Consider the following 15,087-nt stretch of genomic DNA (forward strand, 5'->3'; position numbering starts at 1 on the left):
CTTCATCCTCGCCGGCTGTTTTGATGCCATGTTTCCATCACTTTCCGAAACCTTCCTGGGCCTGGACCGTTTCGGAGATGGACTAAAATATTAAACGGCAACTGACGAAGGCAGGATCTAGGGATTGATGAGCGAGATATTTTTGTGGACCGTGCGAGTGGGAAGGATTTTAATTGTCCGCAATATCAGGCAATGAGAAAGTGTGATTCGTAATGGGGATTTTATTTATATTGATGCGTTGGATCAGTTAGGGCTAGGGCGTAATTATGATGAAATTATTCGTGTATGGAGGATATTACGAGTGCTGTTGGTGCAGACATTGTGGTGCTGGAGAATGGAACTCTGTTTGATAGTTGCAAGTTTAATGACATGAATACAGAGGATGACAAGCTTGGGTCGTTATTGGAGGAGAATGTATCTTTCAAGTATTCTAGATGTCTATATCAGAGAAATTGTAGCGCAAACAATTAATTCTACACAAGATATGTCATTCGTTTTGTATACTTTATATCAATTACCTGATTTACCGCAAGGCTGTATCTTGCATAGCGATCAAGGTTCTGTGTACACATCATATGCGTATCAAAAATCAGTCAAAGAAAAAGGAATTACCGTAAGCATGTCCCGCAAAGGCACGCCCACTGATAATTCCAATTGAAACGTTCTATCTCGACGGAATCTACCGCACGACAAATGCGCATATGATTCAAATCGTCGAAGACTACATTACCTATAATAACAATATCCGTATTCAAACAAAATTAAACAGCCAGTCCCACATACCTGAATGAAAACACGGCTATCATTCAAAAAATAACGTTACACCCGCCAGTTTACTTAAGCTAAAATGCTCTCTGACTGTATAATAGTTGGTTTATAGGAATTTCGCAACTTCACGTACCTACAATAATTTAGATTACAATTATGTTTATATAGTAACTAATTCAGCTTTCTTTTTCTTAAGTGGTGCAAGCTCTGCTAGACGTACCCAACTTAAACCAAGCGTTCCTTCACCTGCATGAACCGCTACACAAGCACTTAGTGGTAATACGGAGAAGTTTATGAGCGGATATTCGTTCTCTAAAGCTTTTTTCCAAGCGGTTGCGCCTTCTTCATCATTACAATGAATAATTGCAACTTCAGTGACAATACTTTTTTCTAGATCTGTATTTAAAACATTTTGTACATATGTTTTAGCTCTAGTCGTAGCGCGTACTTTTTCTTTCATAACGGGCTTCCCATCTTCAAATGATATGACAACTTTAATATTCAACAAGTTACTTAAAAATGCTTGAGTCCCTGAAACTCGACCACTTTTATGTAATTGTGATAAGTTAGCCGGAATAAATGAAAGCTCACTGTTATCTGCCATCTCATTGATTCTTTCAACAATATAGCCAGGTTCAAAACCTTCACGCTCTAACTGCTGACCGAGTTCAATCATTTTCATCATCGGAAATGACCCGATTTTTGAATCCACTGGATATACTTCAAATTCAGCTTGATCAGCTGCTGTGAAAGCGCTTTGATAAGTGCCCGAAAGATGTTGAGAGGTATGAATTGCAATTGCACATGTATACCCTTGTTCTTTTAATGATTTATATAAGTCTACAACTTCACCAATAGCAGGTTGTGATGTCTTTGGATTTTTTTTAGCATTTCGTAGTTTTTCGTAAAACTGATCATGTGTCATATCAACAGTTTCGCGTAAAGCCCCTTCTTCGAACACTATATTAAGTGGTAATACGTGAATTTGATTGTCCTGTATGAACTTTTCATCTAACAATGCTGCTGTATCTGTAACCCATGCAATTTTCTTTCCCATTTAAAAGTAATCCCCTTCATTTATCGTAGAATATATTCATTTTATAACTTATGTAACTATACACAGATAAGATCATCATGAGTAGTGACATTTATAATACTGTATTTATTTTTTTGCAATCTTCGACATTATTTCGACAATAATTGCGATAAAAAAGTAAGCCCGAAATATAAAAAAAGCGCACCTTTTCGGTACACACGACAAATGGCCATCTATCTGATTTTTTTCGGATAGATGGCTAATGGGGTGCTTTAGTTGAAGAAGACTCATTTAATTAATCAAATTTTTTATGAAAATCTCACACTTAGTTAGAAAGATTAACTCCATCTTGAACAATCTCTTTTCAAAATGGAGTGTTTTTGCATTTGCTGATAAATAAAGGTTGAAGGAAAAATTTTTAATCAATCTTTATTCTAAAGCTACACGTATATGATTAATCAACAACTTTTCCACTTGTGATTTAAGAGCTTGATTTGCATAACGGAGTACTACATCATTACCTGCAGTGGCAACTTGCACGTCACTAAAGTATTCATCAACTGGTTGCCAACCTACTACTCGTATACGTTTTTGTGCAAGTTCTCGTTTGAGGTTAAAATATTCTTGTCTTAGATCCTTTAGCAATGAATCCATCATTGGAAGAAATACCGTTTTCATTTTAAACTGCTCTAATTTACAATAGTCAACCTGCAATGATTTAACTGCTAGTTCTAACAAAAGATACTTATGAAGTAACTGTCTTTCGTCGGCTTTAATCATAATAATCAGCATCCAATTGAGCTGATTGAATACTTTGGATTGGAATACTTTTCGTTTTAAGTAGTGTTTCAAGTATGAGTTCATGAGTATTAATCGATTTAATTATTCCAGTCCACTGTGTGATTTTGTAGTCTTTCCACACTTCTAATTTTATGTCCAATTGCTGATTAAAAGCTTGATTGATTGTATTCTGTAGTTCTTCCAGTTCCCACTCAGTCAATTCTCTTGGCTGTTCTGTGCGCTCTTGTTTGTACTCTCTAAGAAGCTCCAAATGCTCTGGCAACATCATCGATGCCCATTTAATATTACCTCTGTCTTGTATCATAATAAATCACTCCTATGCCAAATGACCACCAACTAAGCGATCTCGATTAATAGCTGTACCAGCTTTTGTGAAAGAAACTGCTCTTAATATTGAGGTAGCTCCAAACCTGTTGCGTATTGCATCCATTGTAGGACCGATTATTTGACGCTGTGGCTTACGTTCATCAAATAAATCCAATTGAATGCTATGCTCTCTCTCTAAGTTGGATATTCGGACAGATAACTGCCGAGCTGGTTCACCTGCAAAATGTTTATCCAGTAATTCAATACAAGTTTTATACATCACAAGTGTTTCGCTTGTTGGTACTGCAATCGTTTTCGATCGATGGAACCCTTTGGTCATAGCATTTCGACTATAAGAAAGACCAATACTAATTGTACGGCCAACATACCCTGCATCCCGTGTTCGCTTCATTACGTCCTCACACATTTCAAGGAGCACTACAGAGATTTCTTTTCGTGTGTGGTAATCTCTCATCAGCATTTGGCCCTTCCCAAAACTTAAAGCTCCGTTTGTTATTAACGGCTCCCCTAATGTAGATAAATCGATTCCCCATGCATGGTAATAGAGTTGATTGCCCATTACACCAAAGCGCTTTTCTAATTCCTTTAGATCTGTATTAGCCAAACCACCGACTGTTTGTATCCCCATAGCATTTAGATTTGCTTCCATCTGTTTACCGATTCCCCACATTTCAGAAAGAGGTCGAACTGGCCATAATTTTTTAGGAATATCCTCATACGTCCATTTAGCAAAGCCTGTTTTCTTTGCTTCAAGGTCTAAAGCTAATTTGGCTATTAACATATTTGGTCCCATACCTACTGCACTAGGTATATTAAATTGGTCAAGAATAGCCCTTTGTATTTCCTTAGCCGTTTCTTCAGGTGAGCCCCAAAGCTTTTCAGTGCCGGTTAAATCTACAAAACTTTCGTCTACACTATACACATGTATAGCATCAACTGGGACGTAATTAGAGATCAATTTTGTAATCGTCATCGACATTTGAATAAAGAAACTCATTTTAGGCTCAAACAATCTAATGTCAGGATGTTTAGGTATTTCATAACGACGACTACCAGTTTTGATATTAAATTTTTCTTTCATTAAGGGGGATGCAGCAAGCACTACGCTACCTGGTTGGTCAAAATTTGCTACTACTGCAACTGGAGTTCTTAAAACATCTAGCCCATGTAACATCGCTACGATGCTGGCGTAAAAGCATTTCATATCGATACACATAATAGGTCTATTTGGCATACCCTCGTAGTTCATACATTTTCACTCTCTTTTCGGTAAACAGGAGTAACAGCGAGAACATTATTAATGATAAAGGAACGCTTTGCCTGCCTCGTAAAGCAAAATGCTGTAAAGGAATCACCAACAATCTTCATGATTTTCACACGCCTTTTCGTAATGGCACCCGACTTGGCTACATACATCATGCGAACTACTTGTTGACGCTGCATTGCTTTTATTAACTGTTCTTTCATCTTAGTTGCTCCTTTTCACTAGCTCTGTTAGATCTTTACTTCCCTCCCCCAAAAAACAAGTAAATATAACAGAGCTGTTTTTCATTACAGAACAAATGTTTGTATATCCATTATACGCACATACGTTCTTAATTAGAAGTGGTAATTTAAACTAATTTTTAAAGAGGATGATGTACCCTTAGAGGACAAATCAATTTCGCCTTGGCGTAATTGCGTTCGGAGGCTTTATTTTCATTCAGTAGGTGTTTGGATACCTACTGAAAAGAAACCACATCCCCATTCAACTCTCCACCTTCAAAGATAGGAGTCTTCTCTGAATGAAAATAAAATGGGCGTTCATGTAAGCCTAAACTAACATTGGTACATATTCTATGCTGATGACAAGTATTGAAGATTAATTAGAAAGGATGTAATTATTAGCTCAAATATTGATTATACTTCTCCGTCAACACAGTTCACTTTTGATGTAAATGACAGTACTCTTTTTAAAAAAGATCAACAGAATTATATTAATATCTTAGGTGTAGAACAATTAAATACATTAGAAAATACGTCCTTGCTTGATATTTTCCTAAGTAAGGACAATGTGGTAGAACCTCACTATCATCAAAATGCAGCCGAACTTGTTTATTGTATTTCGGGTGCTGCTATCGTATCTATACTTAATCCCTTTACAAAAAAAATTGAGAACTACCCTATAAAGCCTGGTCAAGTTGCAAATGTACCGCAAGGCTGGTGGCATTATGAAGTAGCTACTGAGGATGACACGCATTTACTAGCTATTTTTGATGCTCCAACTCCTGAAGTCATTTTAGGTTCAGATATATTAACATTTACACCTGCCAATATTATGGCTCACACTTATTGTTTAGATGAAAAACAGTGGAAGAAAACCATTGCGCCAATTGTACCGTCAACATATATTGGTCCACCTAAAAACTGCAATCGTGTAAAATCGGCTTCTGAAAAACAAAAAGAATCTGATTGTAAATGTAAACATAAACCTAAACCTAAACATAAGCCTAAACAGCCAAATTATATGAACCCATATCCATATCAATACCCCTATGTGTATCCTTATGGCTCCTATGGCTCCTATTATTAATTGCTAAACAATATCGCTTAACGGCTACACCTTCATCGAATAAAAATAAGTAAACAGGAAAATCTATAACTTAAAGTCATAGCTTTGTTACTACTTAAAAGAGGTGTAGAAAATGGAATTATTTCCAGTGATCCATACAAATTTTTGGGATGCCGTAATAGCCGTTCCAGCTGTGTTAATTATTACACAGCTCATTAAGGTATTTATGCATGTTCAGCCTAAATATGTTCCAACAATCGCTCTGGCTATTGGCTTGCTTATTTCTATCTTCATTAGCCATAGACACGATCTTATTGCAGGAATATTTATGGGCTTTTTTTATGGGTACGCAGCTATCGGAAACTTTGCCGCATTAAAAACAACCATTAATAGCTTTAAAAATAAGAAACGAAAGGAATAATTGTTGATTGGAGTGTTTGGGGATTAGCTTCACAGGTGGACCCTGCAGCGAAGAGACTCAGTCGGAACGGAAATCAACTTCACGTTATTGTGGTGAATTCATTTTTATAGGAATACTTTTAAGATTTATCGGAACAAAATCTCATTTTATCGGAACAATTTTAGCTTTTATCGGAACATTTTCTTGTTTTATCGGAACAATTTTAGTTTTTACGCAGCTCATCGGACGCCCCTGCCAGAACCTTTTATTGTAAAATACGATTAGAATTCCATTTATTAGCACATCCTAATCTCAAATAAATGAACGAAAAGATGAGTTAGGAAGTGTCACTATGGAATTGATAAATGGAAATTTAGAATCATTACGCTTTAAGGAGATTTTTAAGATTTGGACACAGCTCGGTGTTAATAATGGCTATATCGCTTCAAATCATGCATTTTTCAAACACGCTGTTGATAAAAATTTGAAGGCTATCATCGTAGAATTTATTCAATGTTTAAAAGAGGAAAATAAACAACTAACAGCGTTATTAAAGGACAACGGCGTGCTGGCCCCGCCTACAGCAATCGAATACGGAAAGTTGAAGATGGGAGATATTCGAGGAAAAACAGCTATTAATGATACAGAAATCAGCGCCATTGTATCAATGAATATTGCTTCTTCTGTTATTACAGTCAGCCAGGCTTTAGAAGTATCTGTTAAGAAGAAACATACTATAAAATATGGAGAGCTTCATATGAGGTATGCCATACTCGGTGCTAAACTAATACAGCTAAGTAAAGATAAAGGGTGGTTACTGGCCCCTGCTATAACTTAATGTAAAAGAGCTCTCGTTTTCACAAAGAGAGCTCTTTTACATATTATCTTCTTCTCACAAACAACAGCTTATACCACTGATTCACTAGGAATGGCAACACAGACAAACTATAAATAAATCCTAATTGCGCAGGGCTTAAGATAGCAACTTCAAACACACCTGTCAGCATTGGAATAAATAATACTGCGTGTAAGCTTAATAAACCGATTAAGAATGCAAGCCAAGTATATTTGTTTGAAAATATTCCAATGGCGAAGATGGATTCTTTAGCTCTGGAGTTGAAGCCATGCACTAATCGTGACAAGCATAATGTTGTAAATGCCATAGTACTCGCCGTTAACGTATCTCCCGTTGACAATCCGATCTGAAAAGCAATAATTGTAGAGATAGCAATTAATAAACCTTCGAGTACCACTTGAGTAGTAAATGCTTTATTTAATAATGGTGTATGAATATTTCGAGGCTTGTCCTTCATTGTTTTTTTATTATTCGGCTCTAGACCGATTGCAATCGCTGGCAGACTATCGGTTAGTAAGTTAATAAACAAAAGATGTACAGGTGCGAAAGGAACTGGCAAGCCTAATATTGTTGCATATAAAACAACAAAAATGGCACCAGCATTCCCAGATAATAAGAACAAAATAGCATTTTTAATGTTCGTATAGATGCTTCTGCCGTTTGCAATAGCCTTGACGATCGTTGAAAAATTATCATCCGTTAAGATCATAGAAGACGCATCTTTTGCCACCTCTGTGCCGGTGATGCCCATCGCCACACCAATATCGGCTTGTTTTAAGGCAGGGCCATCATTCACACCATCTCCTGTCATGGCAACGACCTTGCCGGTTTCCTGCCATGCTTTAACGATACGAATTTTTTGCTCCGGTGTGACTCGGGCATAAACAGAGAAATCTTTCACCTTTTCTTGTAATTGTTGATCCGTTAATCCTGCAATTTCATGACCTTCAATCGCTTCTGAGGGATCATTCAAAATACCGATTTGATGAGCTATAGCCATTGCTGTAATTTTATGGTCACCAGTAATCATCACCGGTTTGATGCCCGCTTTTATACAATTTTCAACCGCATCTTTGGATTCTTTTCTTGGAGGATCCATCATGGCCACTAAGCCAAGAAAGATTAAATCTTTTTCCGATCTTACATCAATTGCTTGATTTCCCTTTACCTCTTTGTAGGCAATTGCTAGCACCCTTAACCCATTCATAGAGAAATCGCGATTCACTGCTTCGATTTTTTGACGCTGTTGTTTTGTAATATTAACAATGCCATTTGAAGTTTCGATTTTCACAATTTTAGGTAAAAGGACATCTAATGCTCCTTTTGTAATCATGATAGATTGCTGATTGAAAGTATTTACCGTACTCATAAGCTTTCTATCTGAATCAAATGGGATTTCGGCCGTTCTTGGATAATGATCTCTTACAAGTAATTCGTCCAAGTCATATTGCTTCCCTAATTTAACAAGAGCAATTTCAGTAGGGTCACCGATTTCTTTACGGTCCCTTTCTACAGCATCATTACACAATATTGCCTTTACCATCAGATTTTTCTCAACTGCATTTCTAGTGTTTAAACGATCATATGGAATAATTTTTTCGTCCACATATACTTCTTGCACGACCATTTTATTTTCAGTTAATGTTCCTGTTTTATCTGAACAGATGACAGATACACTTCCAAGACTTTCAACGGCATAGAGCTTTCGTATAATGGCACTTTCCTTGGCCATTTTTTGTGTCCCAAAAGCTAGTACGATCGTAACAATCGAACTTAATGCTTCTGGAATAGCTGCAACAGCAAGTGAAACGGCGAACATAAACGATTCTACTAATGCACGTCCTCGAATAAGGTCAATTGTGAAAATAGCTAAACAGATTAGCGTAATACCTAAAGCTAATTTTTCGCCAAATTGATCCAAACTTATTTGTAAAGGCGTTTTCTTCTCTTTCGCCGTATCTAGTAAATTGGCAATTTTACCGATTTCAGTTTGCATTCCGATAGCTGTAACCATGACGATACCGCGACCATTTGTCACAAAACTTCCGGAGTATACCATATTCTTTTTATCAGCAACAGTTATATTGCTTTCTTTGATGGGGTCTATAATTTTCGCGACAGCAATTGATTCACCTGTTAGTGAGCTTTCATTAATATGCAAATTATAACTTTCTAATAATCTCCCATCCGCATTTATATAATCGCCAGCCTCCAAATAAAGAAGATCTCCTACAACTATATCTTCCGAAGAAACCTCTATTAGCTGATTATTTCGCATGACTTTTGCAATTGGAGAAGTTAAGGCTTTTAAATTATCCAAAGACTGTTCTGCCTTGACATGTTGTACAGTACCTAGAATAGCATTTAAAATAACGACAATCATAATTACAATCGTGCTTTCTACTTCCCCTAATAGAAATGAAACGAAAGCAGCAATAATTAAAATAATAACTAATAAATCTTTAAACTGTCCAAAGAAAACGGCAAATGTACTTGTTTTTTTGCCTTCCTCTAATACATTATAACCGTATACTTCTTGTCTCTTTTGAACGTCATAATCACTCAATCCTTGATCTGTCACGTTCAAAGTTTTCATAACTTCAGCTGACGATTGTTGATGATATTCTGACATTCGATTCCCCCTCCATTTGAAATGATTAGATGATCCTGCCAATTAAAGAAACTCTCAGTATCCACCCTATTCTGAACTCTTAGGGAGAGTATAAATTCACTTGAATATACATCCTAAAAATAGTCATCAATTATCAGAATCTCTATCTACTTGGCCTCTAAAATACTGTAACTACAACAATCTATTCCTTGTCCTATTCCAGTATGATAATAATCGATAGGGAAATTAATTATTTGTCAGATAGATGAAAATATGACGTAAATTCAATCTACTCTTGCTAGCTATAACACTAAAAAAAGACATTTGGAATATGGCTATTCCAAATGTCTTTGTCACATGCATAGACTCCCTATTAGACCAGTCTTGCAATTACTTTATTATTTTACTTGTTTCTCTTTATTCGCTACTAATAAATAATCAAGTGCACTCATTCTAGTAAGTTTATGCGTGAACTTTATAGCATCTGCTTGAGAGTCAAACATGAAGTTTTCGAGTTCGTCTGTTGGTATATATTGATCAGCGATTTTACGTTTTAGTTTTCGTACAGATAAAGTGTGGGAGTCTTCTTCATATAAAATAATAGCACCCACATTGCGGTAAAGCGTCTGGTCAATCGTGGCGACAACTTTCACATTTGAACTTTTAAATTCTGTTAAATCTATTTGCATGTATTTACCAACCTCCTCTAAACTTACATTCTATCTCTAGCTATCATTGTCCTTCTTTTTCAGCAGTATTTTTGGATATTCCATCCAAATTTTCTACTCTAACATCTATGAGTTGTTGTGAGCGGAGTTCAACCCTAGCTCAGTGTCATGTGAAACTGGTGCTCTTTTTAGAGAGAAAATAGCACAGCCTAAAGCACATAAAGCTAAAATGGCACCGAAGCTAGCTAAGTGCATAACAGACCCAGTAATAGTAAACATAGCTCCACCAACAGCTGAACCTATGGATATACCGATTTGTAACGCAGCTGTATTTAAGCTTTGTTGAATATCCGATGTTTTTGGATCAATTTGTATTAAATAATTTTGTAATGGAGGTGTAAGTGCCCAGCTAAGTGCACCCCATAAAACCGTCACGATTAAAAAGAGTGGTAAAGCGACAATCGTATAAGGAATACTAAATAATACAAGGGCAAATGTTGAAACAACAATTAAAATTGCTTTTCCAGTACCAATTGTATCACTTAACCAACCACCGAGAGCATTTCCACTGACAGAAGAGATCCCGAAGATCAAATAGCAAATACTAATCCAAGAGGCGTTCATATCAAATGCTTCTACTAAAAATGGTGTTAAATAAGCATATAGCATATAATGACCAGCTAGCATAAACATTGTTGTTAATTGCGCACTTAGGATTTTTAAATTTGCTAGTGATTTAATTTGTGCCTTTAATGGAACAACTTCTACAACTGGCATTTTTTCAAGTAGTAACGCAATAAGAATCATGGATATAGCTGAAAGAAGAGCGATCCCTAAGAACACAGCTCGCCAACCAAATGCCTCTGTCACAAATATCCCTACTGGGACACCGATGACAAGTGCCGAACTTACACCTACGAAAACAAGACCTAGAGCTTTTGCACGATGTCTTGGCTCAACAATTTTTGTTGTAATCGTTAAGGATAACACAATGACCAACGCTGTACTCATCGCGGTAAAAATTCTAGCAATCATAACTGTCATAAATGTCGTACTAAAATAAGTCATCACATTTCCTAAAGTAAAAATGAATAAAGAAATAAGATAAAGGCGCTTCCTTTCCACTTTTGCCGTTAATGATAAAAGGACAGGAGCAGAGATTGCATAGACGAGAGCAAAAATAGTAATCAATTGTCCTGCTGTTGCTAAGGACACATTTAAATCCTCTGCAATTTTTGGTAATATACCTCCAACAATCAATTCCACCAGTCCTACTGTAAAGGTAGTAACGGCAAGAATATAAACTCTCCAATTCATAATAATCACCCTTCTAACCTTCATTTTTGTAGAGAGGGTTTTCTATATGTCTAAACACCTACCGAATAAAGACAAAAAAATCCTGACTACAAAAATGAAGCAAAATTTTTGTAGTCAGGATTTTATGGTTCCTGGTAGAGACCCTCAATCCATATCATTGAGGTTATACAGTTCAAATATTTACTTTAGCTATAGTAGCATATTGAATTTTACATGACAACAATTTTTTATTGTGATTCTTCTCTCTTCTTTGTCATCCATAAACTCCAGTCATTCCGTAAAAAAAGTCCATGCAAAAGAGAGAAATTTTAGATTTTACTTATATTTTTTTAAGTTTGACCATACATAATAATAGAACGGAAAATTGCGAGGTGATTGTTTGCGTATATTAGGTTTAGTATGCTATTTTCTGATGTTGTTTTATGGCGTAGAACTAGTAGTAGAAGAGCTCACAATTGATGAGCCAACAATCATTTCCCCTAGTCTGAGCAAACAGCAAATCCCCCTAAAAGAAACTGTTGAAAATTCAACAGTTTGTGTTCATTATCCCGACTATAAAGTTTGTACGGCATTATCCGCTAACTAAAAAATCAAAGAAAGAGGCCACTCATGCGTAGCCTCTTTCTTACTGAAAGTCTTTATTATTTTGAACCAAGATGGAAGTTACTAAACGGATATAGTGTTACTTTCGCTTCACCATAAATGGCATCCTCAGAAATTAAACCATAATGGCGGCTATCGTAACTTTTTAGTCGATTGTCCCCAAGTACAAAATACATACCTTCAGGCACTTTTTTCTCTTTCAATAATTGCTCTAACGTGAAATTTTCTGTAATACGTAATTGATTAGGATCATCTGTTTGACGATTCACATAATCTTCTTCATAGGCTTTACCATTTACATACAAAACATCGTCCTTCATTTCAACTGTATCACCTGGTAGGCCAATTACTCGTTTAATATATAGTTCATCTTCTGTTGGTGATTGAAAAACAATTTGATCAAAGCGATCAATTTTACTCATTTTACTTACAATAATAATATCCTTATCATGATAAGTCGGGTACATAGAAGCCCCTTGCACTTTAATCGGTGCAAATAAAAATTGCTTACAGCCTAAAACAACTATAGCTGTAATGACGATAATTTTAAGATAGGATAGTAATTCTTTTTTAAAACTTGTTTTCTCTTCTTGCATGTTCATTCCCCGATACTGTTTTTTTATAGTATAACATTTTATACAGTGTATTGACGAATGAATCACATAAATAGTTTCGAGTTCACAAAAGTGGTTCTTCACCATATTGTGAAGTTGATTTCCGTTCCGACTGGGCGCTTTGTAGCTGTCGCTTTTGCTTTCGCTACAGAAAACATTTGCCGCTGTCGCTTCGCTTTCGCGCAGATAAAACATTTGCCGCTGTCGCTTCGCTTTCGCGCAGATAAAACATTTGCCGCTGTCGCTTCGCTTTCGCGTAGATAAAACATTTGCCGCTGTCGCACAGAGCAGAGCTTCATGGGGGCGTCCAGTCTTCACGCCAATCAACTAATATACAACGCATATATTTTAAAAAATGTCATCCTCAATTTTTGCTGATGAGCCACAAAAAAATAGACAAAGCTACATGATCACTTTGCCTAGATGTCTTCTATTTTTTTGTTTTCACGATTAATGGTTACTTTGCGTAGTAGAGTGATGCTGCTCATTCAATAAATCTACTGCTAAAACAATCCCTGCGTGTAATGCAACTGCTAATAAAATTGTGCCTATAATCATCACAATCACTCCCTCAACCATTTCTAATATTATTATACACCAAATTTTCTGATATTTCAAACAAAATAAAAAAATCATTCAACTAGGCATGCACACTACCTGAATGATTTTTTATGTTTCACATGAAAATTTTTAAGCACAATAGTTGTAAATGTCGAATAGCTGAGCTGACTGGAATTTTTTGAACTTTACGTTTAGGCACATAGCTTTGCATGCAATTATTGAGAGCTGTATACCTAAGCACCTGGGTCCTCCCATTCATTCATCTCCCTCCCTTCTTTGCCAAAAAATTCACAGCTATGATACCGAATTGATTCATTCTTATACTTTATTTCAAATGAGCTTTTAATTCCGATTGGATTTTACCTAGCTCCGTCTCATCAGGGATGTAATACCATATGTGATTAATTCTTTGGCCACCCTCAGCTTCAAATGACAGCTGATCGATATTGCCATCCATTTTTTTATAAATACTTTGTAGCTGGATTAAATCCTTCATCGTAAAATTCATGCGGACATTATCGCCTACTACATCAAGCATATCTGTAGCCTTTAATAAGATAGATGGTGTCGTTGAAGCTTTTTTCAGAACCGCCTCAATAATTTGTCTTTGGCGAATTTGACGACCAAAATCACCGCGAGGATCTTCATAACGAATACGTGAAAAAATTAGTGCCTCCTCACCGTTTAAAGTAATCTCTCCCTTTGGATAATGATGCTTATCATAGGTTAAATCCATGTCATTTTCAATTGTTATCCCACCAATCGTGTCGATAATTTGTAGGAAGCCATCCATATTGATATACACATAATAATCAATAGGAATATCTAAAAAATGCTCCACCGTATCGACCGCCATTGGGACACCACCAAATGCATAAGCATGATTAATTTTATCGACGGAATCATGGCCAATAATTTCTGTACGAGTATCTCGAGGGATACTAAGCATCTTCATCGTTTGTTTTTCAGGGTTTACCGTAACGACAATCATCGTGTCTGAACGTCCACTATCATCTTTACGTTCGTCCACGCCAAGCATTAACACAGAAAATGGCTCTTTTTTTGTCACTGTTTTTTGTTCTTTTTCTCCACTATCTGTCGTTTCTAATGGTGTATTTATTTTATTCATCGTTTTTTGGATCGAATAATAAGCAGTACCTATAAAAATTAAAAAAATTGCTATTAAGCTACCTACTATCCAAAGCCAGATTTTTTTCTTGCTCTTTTTTTCCTTAGAGCGCTTCATTTTTTTTTCCATACATAAGTCCTTTCTTGCTTACCAAATTTACCCCTCTTTTTGACGTTTTAAGTTGAAAAAAAGTTTATCTGGTCTATTTATATGCATACTAGACGAAAAAAAGACGTACACTAGTATTTACTAAATGTACGACAGACTTCCTCTATTTGCAAATTATCCCTCATTCAACTACATTGATCATAACCCGATAAACAAGTAATGAGGAATAAACCATCATAATAATGTTACTGAGTAAAACTTCTTTTTCTATAAGCTTTTGTCTTGTATTCCTTGCACTAATTTTTCTTGAATCAGCAAATATTGCGCAATTTCTTCATCATTCAATACATCAAAAAGCTGCATAAAAACCTCTTGACCAATTGATTGGGCTTTCGCTAAAGCTTTTTCACCTTCATCCGTTATTTGTAATCGAATAATACGACGGTCAGATGGGTCATACAGTCTTTCCGCTAAACCGAGCTTTACTAATTTTTCAGCAATACTCGTCATTGCCCCTTTTGTATAGCCGAGCGTCCCTGCTAACTCAGCCTGCTTTTGCGGACCTTTCGCGTGTAACTCACTTAATACTAAAATTGGTGAGATCCCCAACGGATACGGAAACGCTTTTGTAAAACGTATAATATTGGCATTATTCATCTGTTCAACCATATGGATAAGCTTAAAAATATTTGTTTCTTTCAAAAAAATCCTCCTCAAACACCTGAGAAATTAATGAA

17 protein-coding genes, 1 pseudogene and 1 riboswitch are annotated in these 15,087 nt (G+C 36.1%); of the genes and pseudogenes, 5 read left to right on the forward strand and 13 right to left on the reverse strand.

Annotation, left to right across the window (positions count from 1 at the left end; translation table 11 throughout):
* Positions 1 to 406: 406 nt before the first annotated feature.
* Positions 407 to 791, forward strand: a pseudogene (locus tag AB9L17_RS13915) (DDE-type integrase/transposase/recombinase); the annotation flags it as partial.
* Between the two features lie 137 nt (positions 792 to 928).
* On the opposite strand, the gene AB9L17_RS13920 reads toward AB9L17_RS13915, so the two are convergent.
* The 5 genes from AB9L17_RS13920 to AB9L17_RS13940 all read right to left on the reverse strand — a co-directional run bounded on the left by AB9L17_RS13920 (position 929) and on the right by AB9L17_RS13940 (position 4,399).
* Entirely contained in the window at positions 929 to 1,825 is an 897-nt protein-coding gene (locus AB9L17_RS13920; RefSeq protein ID WP_068984560.1) for a DegV family protein, read from the reverse strand.
* Between the two features lie 408 nt (positions 1,826 to 2,233).
* Complete coding sequence (locus AB9L17_RS13925; protein WP_068984561.1) at positions 2,234 to 2,584, reverse strand: aconitate hydratase; 351 nt, start codon at positions 2,582 to 2,584, stop codon at positions 2,234 to 2,236.
* On the reverse strand, positions 2,577 to 2,909 hold the full coding sequence (locus AB9L17_RS13930; RefSeq protein ID WP_068984562.1) for a YolD-like family protein: 333 nt from the start codon (positions 2,907 to 2,909) through the stop codon (positions 2,577 to 2,579). Before AB9L17_RS13930 ends, AB9L17_RS13925 begins: the two co-directional genes overlap by 8 nt.
* 12 nt (positions 2,910 to 2,921) lie before the next feature.
* Positions 2,922 to 4,181 (reverse strand): DNA polymerase thumb domain-containing protein, encoded by a 1,260-nt coding sequence (locus tag AB9L17_RS13935; protein WP_068984563.1) that lies wholly within the window; start codon positions 4,179 to 4,181, stop codon positions 2,922 to 2,924.
* Positions 4,178 to 4,399 (reverse strand): transcriptional regulator, encoded by a 222-nt coding sequence (locus AB9L17_RS13940; protein ID WP_068984564.1) that lies wholly within the window; start codon positions 4,397 to 4,399, stop codon positions 4,178 to 4,180. Before AB9L17_RS13940 ends, AB9L17_RS13935 begins: the two co-directional genes overlap by 4 nt.
* Before the next feature lie 415 nt (positions 4,400 to 4,814).
* Here AB9L17_RS13940 and AB9L17_RS13945 point away from each other — a divergent pair, with 415 nt between their 5' ends.
* The 3 genes from AB9L17_RS13945 to AB9L17_RS13955 all read left to right on the forward strand — a co-directional run bounded on the left by AB9L17_RS13945 (position 4,815) and on the right by AB9L17_RS13955 (position 6,721).
* The gene (locus AB9L17_RS13945) at positions 4,815 to 5,504 is read left to right on the forward strand and encodes a cupin domain-containing protein (RefSeq protein WP_223556514.1); all 690 of its coding nucleotides are present in this window, start codon (positions 4,815 to 4,817) and stop codon (positions 5,502 to 5,504) included.
* Positions 5,505 to 5,616: 112 nt separating this feature from the next.
* Entirely contained in the window at positions 5,617 to 5,904 is a 288-nt protein-coding gene (locus AB9L17_RS13950) for a hypothetical protein (protein WP_068984566.1), read from the forward strand.
* Positions 5,905 to 6,235: 331 nt separating this feature from the next.
* Positions 6,236 to 6,721, forward strand: a complete 486-nt coding sequence (locus AB9L17_RS13955; RefSeq protein ID WP_068984567.1) for a DUF3231 family protein — start codon at positions 6,236 to 6,238, stop codon at positions 6,719 to 6,721.
* A gap of 43 nt (positions 6,722 to 6,764) precedes the next feature.
* On the opposite strand, the gene AB9L17_RS13960 is transcribed toward AB9L17_RS13955, so the two are convergent.
* The 3 genes from AB9L17_RS13960 to AB9L17_RS13970 form a co-directional block, all read right to left on the reverse strand.
* The gene (locus tag AB9L17_RS13960) at positions 6,765 to 9,371 is read right to left on the reverse strand and encodes a cation-translocating P-type ATPase (protein ID WP_223556481.1); all 2,607 of its coding nucleotides are present in this window, start codon (positions 9,369 to 9,371) and stop codon (positions 6,765 to 6,767) included.
* Positions 9,372 to 9,748: 377 nt separating this feature from the next.
* Entirely contained in the window at positions 9,749 to 10,039 is a 291-nt protein-coding gene (locus tag AB9L17_RS13965) for a hypothetical protein (RefSeq protein ID WP_068984569.1), read from the reverse strand.
* A gap of 105 nt (positions 10,040 to 10,144) precedes the next feature.
* Positions 10,145 to 11,335 carry an MFS transporter gene (locus AB9L17_RS13970; RefSeq protein WP_068984570.1) on the reverse strand — a complete coding sequence of 397 codons (1,191 nt, stop codon included), beginning with the start codon at positions 11,333 to 11,335 and terminating at the stop codon, positions 10,145 to 10,147.
* Positions 11,336 to 11,426: 91 nt separating this feature from the next.
* A riboswitch (purine riboswitch) is annotated at positions 11,427 to 11,526 on the reverse strand.
* Between the two features lie 188 nt (positions 11,527 to 11,714).
* On the opposite strand from AB9L17_RS13970, the gene AB9L17_RS13975 reads away from it, so the two are divergent.
* The gene (locus AB9L17_RS13975) at positions 11,715 to 11,921 is read left to right on the forward strand and encodes a hypothetical protein (RefSeq protein ID WP_139114419.1); all 207 of its coding nucleotides are present in this window, start codon (positions 11,715 to 11,717) and stop codon (positions 11,919 to 11,921) included.
* Positions 11,922 to 11,976: 55 nt separating this feature from the next.
* Here the strand turns inward: AB9L17_RS13975 and lepB are convergent, their stop codons facing one another.
* From lepB to AB9L17_RS14000, 5 genes are all read right to left on the reverse strand, one after another.
* On the reverse strand, positions 11,977 to 12,534 hold the full coding sequence (gene lepB, locus AB9L17_RS13980; RefSeq protein ID WP_223556482.1) for a signal peptidase I: 558 nt from the start codon (positions 12,532 to 12,534) through the stop codon (positions 11,977 to 11,979).
* Positions 12,535 to 12,632: 98 nt separating this feature from the next.
* A complete protein-coding gene (locus AB9L17_RS13985) occupies positions 12,633 to 12,851 on the reverse strand; it encodes a hypothetical protein (protein WP_375199272.1) in 219 nt (72 codons plus the stop codon).
* A 151-nt stretch (positions 12,852 to 13,002) separates the two neighbouring features.
* The gene (locus tag AB9L17_RS13990; protein WP_068984572.1) at positions 13,003 to 13,110 is read right to left on the reverse strand and encodes a transcriptional regulator; all 108 of its coding nucleotides are present in this window, start codon (positions 13,108 to 13,110) and stop codon (positions 13,003 to 13,005) included.
* Between the two features lie 328 nt (positions 13,111 to 13,438).
* Complete coding sequence (locus AB9L17_RS13995) at positions 13,439 to 14,371, reverse strand: LCP family protein (RefSeq protein WP_068984573.1); 933 nt, start codon at positions 14,369 to 14,371, stop codon at positions 13,439 to 13,441.
* A 246-nt stretch (positions 14,372 to 14,617) separates the two neighbouring features.
* On the reverse strand, positions 14,618 to 15,052 hold the full coding sequence (locus AB9L17_RS14000) for a MarR family winged helix-turn-helix transcriptional regulator (protein ID WP_068984574.1): 435 nt from the start codon (positions 15,050 to 15,052) through the stop codon (positions 14,618 to 14,620).
* Positions 15,053 to 15,087 lie beyond the last annotated feature (35 nt).

Origin of the sequence: Lysinibacillus sp. RS11, assembly GCF_042019215.1 — a bacterium.
Classification (GTDB): Bacteria; Bacillota; Bacilli; order Bacillales_A; family Planococcaceae; genus Lysinibacillus; species Lysinibacillus xylanilyticus_A.